Below are 6518 nucleotides of genomic sequence, written 5' to 3'. Positions count from 1 at the left end.
CTCCCCCGCCGATGGTGCCCGCGATCACCACACCGGTGTTGATACCGATGCCGATCCGCAGCGCCCCACCGAATTCCTCGGCGACCAGCCGGTGAATCAACACCGCGGCACTCACCGCGGCGTCGGCATGATCCGCAAGATCATTCGGGGCGCCGAAGACCGCCAACGCGCCATCGCCGAGGAACTTATTCACGTGCCCACCGGCATCGACGACCGCAGGCACCACGATCTCGAACAGCGCGTTGAGGCGCGCGACGGTGTCCTCGGCGGTGTTCGCCTCGGCGAACGGGGTGAAGTCGCGGATATCGACGAACATCACCGTCACCTCCCGGCGTTCACCGGTGAACACGTCATCACCCTGCTCGAGCAGCCGGGCCGCCAACGCTGGATCGACGTAAGTCCCGAATGCCGCCTGAAGTCGTTGCCGCTCAGCCAAACCCGCCTGCATGCGATTGAAGGACGCCGCCAGCGCGCCCAGATCATCGTCCTGGTACACCGGCAGGCGTTGACTGTAGTCGCCGACCGCAACCCGTTGCGTTCCCTCGGCAAGGTCGCGGATGGGTCGCAACGACGGCGAGAACGAGGGGGTAACGGTGATCGCGACGCCGCAAAGGGTCAACGCACTCGCGATTGCGACGGCAAGCGCAGGGCCGTACTTTGCCAGATTCAATACGGCCGCCAGCATCGCGCCCAAGATGACGAACCCAAAGACCGCGGCGAGCAAGGACACGTTCGACCAAGCGGCAAACGTCGGGCGAGACCGGGGCAGGGAGTCACCGATGCCGGTGTCACCGGCGATGGCGGCCCTTACTGGCCGCAGCGCTGCTTCAAAGCCGCTGTGGATACCGATCAGGATGACGGCAGGCCCGCCGACAGCGCCCAGAATCGCGTACTGGGCTAGCCGTGAACCGGTCGCCCCGGCGATCACGGCGACACCGACCGCCGCGATGGCGCCCCAAACAGCGTTGACCCCCAGCGCTCGGGCGACCAATCCCCGGGCCCAGGTGTAGGTAGCTTCCAGCGCCCTTGCCCGATCGACCCTGTGGCCGGCTGCCCACTGCTCTGCAAGTCGGACCCGACCCAGGCTGGGAAGAATCGACAGGTACACCAGCACCGGCACGGCCACAACGGTGCCGGCGGCCGCCTCTACATAGTGACCAGACTCCTCGAAAGCAACGACAACGCACGACACCAGGAGGTAGATCGGCAGCAGCACCGCCAGAACGCCCGCGCACATCATCCACGAGTACGTCGCTCCGTGCCGCTCCCACGCCCACTGCCAGAAACGGTCCATGCGAAAACGAAACACCCCCGGCCTGGTGACCGGGGGCGTTTCGCGCTTCAGCTAGTGCATGTGGCCGTGGTGGTCGTGCTCGGCCTCTTCCTCGGGCTTGTCCACCACCGCCGTCTCGGTGGTGCAAGATGTGCCAACGCCCCAACGTGCCCTACTGGTGAGCCGGCACAGCCGGGTCACGGACGCTACTACATCACGAGCTGGCTTTTCACCGAGTCCTGCCAGAACAACGAACTAGCTCGATGACGTGACTTGGGTCGTAGCATTACCCGGTGAGTTTTGTCGTCTCGCCAGAGGCTTACGCCCGTTTCATGGGTCGATACGCCGAGCCTCTTGCGGCGGTCTTTGCGGCATTTGCCGGGGTCGGCGCGGGCGATAAGGTGCTCGACGTCGGTTGTGGAATAGGTGCCCTGACGGCGCACTTGCGTTCGATCGGAGCGGAGGTCGCAGCGATCGATCCTTCACCGCCGTTCATTGACGCGCTCCGTACGCGCTTGCCAGACATCGACGTGCGTCGAGGTATGGCGGAGGCACTGCCGTATGCCACTGCCGCCTTCGACGCTGCTCTCGCGCAGTTGGTGGTGCACTTCATGACGGATCCCGTGGCCGGTCTCAGACAGATGGCGCGAGTGACTCGGTGTGGCGGTGTCATCGCAGCATGCGTGTGGGATGGGCCGACCGGTGCTCTGGCGCCGTTCTGGGATGCGGTGCACATCATCGACCCTGACGTTGAGGACGAAGCGCTCCTCTCCGGGGCACCTAAGGGGCACCTGGCTGAGCTATTCGAAGCGGTTGGCCTGCGCGATGTGGAAGAGGATTCCGTTGCGGTCGATGTTGTGCACCCGACGTTTGAGGAATGGTGGGAGCCGTACACATACGGTGTAGGTCCTGCCGGTGACTATGTCCAGCGACTCGATGACGATGCTCGCGCACGTCTCGAATCAGTGGCTGTCGAACGTCTGGGTAGTGGGCCCTTCACCGTCACCGCAACTGCGTGGGCCGCCCGTGGGACGGTCTAAGTACGACGTCGTCGTGAACCGCCTGGCTGCTCCGTCGCCGAGTGTGCGAATTCTTACGCCGTTGCGGCGTGTTGCGTAAGAAACCGCACAGACGCCGAGGTCGTCGATCACCCGAAAACGAAGCATCCTCGGGTCAGAGCCCGAGGGTGCTTCGAGTACGAAAACTCTAGTGAGCGTGGCCGTGGTGGTCGTCGGAGAATTCCTCCGGCTTGTCGACCACCGCGGTCTCAGTGGTTTAGTTTTAAGCCGTGCCTGAGCTGGTTAAACGATCACTCATCGTTACTCGACTCTCCCGAGTCACCGACGCTTAGACGCGTTCATCGACGCGAAGTTCGCCGCAGAGGCCAACGGCGGCAAGCTGACCTCATGGATCATGCGTCCGGCTGTCGCCAACGCCATCCTGAAGATCAAGAAAGCCACCGGTTCTACCGAGTCGCTGCTGTCGTACAACGACGCTGGCGATCTGGTGATCGCGGGCCTGCCCGTCATCACCTCCGCTCAGGTCGACGCCGCCACGCTGTTCTGGGGCATCTCCAAGGCCCGCACCGTCCTCGCGACCCGCACCGGCACCACGGTCGAGCGGTCCACCGAGAGCGCGTTCCGCAACTACGCGCTGGACATCATGGCGAACTACCGCTACGGAATCGGCTTCCTGCGTGAGGAAGCCAACGTGCGCGGCTACGACGCCGCCTGATCTCCAGATCAGCTGAGCCACAACTGAATACATCAGCTGGAGGGCCGTCCTGACGGGGACGGCCCTTCGGGCGCTTATGGTCGAAAGTCGCCATTCGCGCCCGATGCGGTCCACTTCTCCGGGCTACCCAGGTGTTCACGTCCAAGGGGCGCTAGAGGGCCAGCTGAGCGCCGCCCGAGAACGCCGAGTCGTGGCACACGATTGCTTGAGGCACCGCGCCAGGTGGGACATCGAACATAACTTCCGTGTTGATGCTCAGGCCGGGGTTGATGTCCTCCCTCCAGCTCTCGTCGCTGAGCGAGCTGGAAGCCTCGTACTTGTTGCCGTTGACGATCAACTTCTGGTTGGTCGCCCAAAAGGTCCGAGCTTCGTCACCAATGTTCGTCACCCTGAGCTTGACGACGAAGAACTCGCCCTTGGCCTGCTCAGCGTTGAAGATCCCCGCCTTCGAAGGGGAACGCTCGACACCGGTCACCTGGAACTCGAACTTGCCGTCTCTCACCGAGCTTCCAGCAGGGGCCACGACCGGGCCGGATGGCTCGGCTGCCGTGGTGTTCCACGCTTTGGTGGTGCTCGCTGAGTTCGACCGCGTAGAGGAGGTGGCTGTGTCCTTCTTGTCGCTGTCATTCCCGCCGCTGGCGATGGCAATCAGGACTACCGCTGCGGCCCCGACGCCTGCGATCCACTTCCAGTTCCACTGCTGCTTGCCCGGCCTCACGGGTTCGCCGATGCCTGGTGGCGGGGCAGGGAATGGCGCGTAGTTCTCGGTCCACACTCTGCCGTCGAAGTACCGCTGGCGGCTCGGATCAGATGGATCTGGATACCAACCGGCTGTTGGCTGCGTCATAAAGCCCCCGTCTCTGTTTAGCTGCTCTACCTACAGGCGGGGGACAGCATAACCACAGCGTCCGACAAGGTGCGGAGGAATCACAACGATTTACTTACCCGCGATGGAACCCGACCGGGCGTAACAAGCTGCTCAGTCCGTGACCGGTAGAGGAGTGTAGGGCGGTATGTCCTGTGCGATGCAGATGAACTCATCAGGACGGATGAGCCCAAGGCTGCGTAGTTCTTCTTGGATAGAACGCTCGTTGTCGTCGCACACGCGCTAATCGTCACAGGTCAGGTAGCACAAATCAATAAGTGCATTAGCTGATAGGCGGACGCCGGCTAGCGCGTATGCGTTGGTAGATGCACTGCTCGGTGCTCGGCGTGATTTCACTGTTTTTCTAAATCCGCAGGACCGGTTGCAATCCCTACCGCAGGCCTGAAGCATTCAAAGCTAGTAAGGTGCACCCCACTTCCGCCGCTCGGCTGCGGCCCCTTCCTCCCACGCCTGGATCTCTTCAGGCGAGCTGTTCTCGTCCACCTGCGCCCACTCGGGCAGGCTCAGACGAAAGCACCCCCGGCATGACCGGGGGTGCCCGCACTGCTCTAGCGCCTAGTGGTGATGGTGGCCGTGGTCATCGTCCTCTTCCTCTGGCTTGTCGACCACCGCCGTCTCGGCGGTGCGAGATGTACCACTGCAGCCGACCACCGCTTGGCATGCGTTAGGCAATTCAGCCGAGGCGATGGAAACGAGTCTCAGCAAGGTCGAGCCCGAAGACCTGTGTTGCGGCTGACTTACCCTTCAGCGCGTGCGATCCCCCGTCGGTGAGTCCGCGCGGTCGAGACGCCAGGGCGTCGACAGTCTGGTGGGTGAGAAGGATCGCGTCGCCGGTGGTTTTGGTGAGCTGCTCGACGCGGGCAGCGACGTTGACGGTGTCGCCGATCAGGGTGAACTCGAGTTTGCTTCCACCGCCGATGGTCCCGGCGATCACCTTGCCGGTGTTGATCCCGATGCCGATCCGGAGCTCGCTCCCGAATCGCTCGGTGACCAGACGGTGAATCACCACCGCGGCGCCCACTGCGGCGTCGGCATGATCGGCGAGGTCGTTCGGGGCGCCGAAGACGGCAAGCGCGCCGTCGCCGAGGAACTTGTTGACGTGCCCACCGGCCTCGACAACTGCAGGCACCACTATCTCGAATAGAGCGTTGAGGCGGGCGACCGTGTCTTCGGCGGTGTTCGTCTCGGCGAACGGGGTGAAGTCGCGGATGTCGACAAACATCACCGTCACTTCGCGGCGCTCGCCGGTGAAGACATCGTCGCCCTGCTCGAGTAGCCGCGCCGCGAGGACCGGGTCGACGTATGTCCCGAACGCCGCCTGAAGTCGTTGCCGCTCAGCCAAACCCGCCTGCATGCGGTTGAACGACGCCGCCAGCGCGCCGAGATCATCGTCTTGAACTACCGGTACCCGCTGGCTGTAGTCACCGGCCGCAACACGTTGTGTTCCTTCGGCGAGGTCGCGAATGGGTAGCAGGGACGGTGAGTACGCGACGCCGATCACCGACGGCACCGCGAAGCCAAGCGTCATCGCGCACCCAATCACAACGGCAAGCACCGGGACCTCACTGACCTGGTGCAACACGGCCGCCAGCATCGCGCCGACGACGGCGAACACGAACGCGGTGGCCAGCATGGCCAAGTCCGACCACGCGGCAAAAGTGGGACGAGAGCGGGGCATGGAGTCACCGATCTTCGTATCCCCGGCCATCGCGGTCCTAGCCGGCCGCAGCGCGGCTTGCACGAAGCTGTGCACACCGACCAGCTGAACGAGCGTTCCTATGACGGCCCCAAGAATCCCGTACTGGACGAGCCGCGACCCGGTCGCCCCGACGATCGCACCCACAACGATCGATAGGACCGCCACGCCCACGGCGTTGCCCGCCACCGATCGGACAACCACCCCGCGACTCCAGGCGTAGGTCGCTTGCAGTGCCCTGGCTCGATCGACCTCGTGGCCGGCCGCCCATTGTTCAGCGAGGCGGAGGGGTTGGCGGCCGGGAAGAATCATCACGTACACCAGCACAAGCACGGCGACAACGGTTACGCCGACGGCCTCGACGTATTGACTGGAGTCCTCGAAAGCGACAACGAGGAACGACATAAGGAGGTAATTCGCCAGCATCACCGGGAACGTGATCGCGTAGATCGCCCACGAATACCTTGCTCCGTATCGATCCCATACCCACTGCCAAATGCGATCCATTACGCGAGATTAAACGTCCGTATCGGTTGAGCCGCTGCTCTTTGCGCAGCTGTCCGCAGTTGAAACGTCCACTTGATACCTCGTGCCGAACAGGACCCAGAAACGAAGCACCCCCGGCGATAACCGGGGGTGTCTCGCGATGCCAGTTCTAGTGAGCGTGGCCGTGGTGGTGACCGGCGTGCTCGTCCTCTTCTTCGGGCTTATCGACGACGGCCGTTTCGGTGGTCAGCACCATCCGGGCCACCGAGCCGGCGTTCACCACCGCCGAACGGGCCACCTTCGCCGGGTCGATGACGCCGTCGGAGACCATGTCGCCGTAGGACAGCGTGGCCGCGTTAAGGCCGTGGCCGGGCGGCAACTCGCTGACCTTGTTCACCACCACCGAGCCGTCGAGCCCGGCATTGGCGGCGATCCAGTACAGC

General features: G+C 63.6%; 7 protein-coding genes. 2 read left to right on the top strand and 5 right to left on the bottom strand.

Annotated features, from left to right (window positions below; translation table 11 throughout):
- Both VE759_RS19175 and VE759_RS19170 read right to left on the bottom strand, forming a co-directional pair.
- Positions 1-1294 (bottom strand): adenylate/guanylate cyclase domain-containing protein (locus VE759_RS19175; protein WP_324935370.1); only part of this gene is annotated, 1294 nt, incomplete at its 3' end.
- 51 nt (positions 1295-1345) lie between these two features.
- A complete protein-coding gene (locus VE759_RS19170; RefSeq protein WP_324935368.1) occupies positions 1346-1474 on the bottom strand; it encodes a hypothetical protein in 129 nt (42 codons plus the stop codon).
- 92 nt (positions 1475-1566) lie between these two features.
- On the opposite strand from VE759_RS19170, the gene VE759_RS19165 reads away from it, so the two are divergent.
- On the top strand, positions 1567-2313 hold the full coding sequence (locus VE759_RS19165; protein ID WP_324935365.1) for a class I SAM-dependent methyltransferase: 747 nt from the start codon (positions 1567-1569) through the stop codon (positions 2311-2313).
- Positions 2314-2581: 268 nt separating this feature from the next.
- A complete protein-coding gene (locus tag VE759_RS19160; RefSeq protein ID WP_324935372.1) occupies positions 2582-3007 on the top strand; it encodes a phage major capsid protein in 426 nt (141 codons plus the stop codon).
- A gap of 151 nt (positions 3008-3158) precedes the next feature.
- Here the strand turns inward: VE759_RS19160 and VE759_RS19155 are convergent, their stop codons facing one another.
- The 3 genes from VE759_RS19155 to VE759_RS19145 form a co-directional block, all read right to left on the bottom strand.
- A complete protein-coding gene (locus tag VE759_RS19155) occupies positions 3159-3854 on the bottom strand; it encodes a DUF4352 domain-containing protein (protein WP_324935363.1) in 696 nt (231 codons plus the stop codon).
- A 712-nt stretch (positions 3855-4566) separates the two neighbouring features.
- Positions 4567-6096 carry an adenylate/guanylate cyclase domain-containing protein gene (locus VE759_RS19150; protein WP_324935361.1) on the bottom strand — a complete coding sequence of 510 codons (1530 nt, stop codon included), beginning with the start codon at positions 6094-6096 and terminating at the stop codon, positions 4567-4569.
- A 148-nt stretch (positions 6097-6244) separates the two neighbouring features.
- A partial coding sequence (locus VE759_RS19145; RefSeq protein WP_324935359.1) for a TCP-1/cpn60 chaperonin family protein occupies positions 6245-6518 on the bottom strand: 274 nt, incomplete at its 5' end.

The organism is Mycobacterium sp. (assembly GCF_035640695.1).
Lineage (GTDB): Bacteria > Actinomycetota > Actinomycetes > Mycobacteriales > Mycobacteriaceae > Mycobacterium.
Note: the sequence above shows the minus strand (reverse complement) of the source record. Positions and strands in the feature narration are given on the sequence as shown.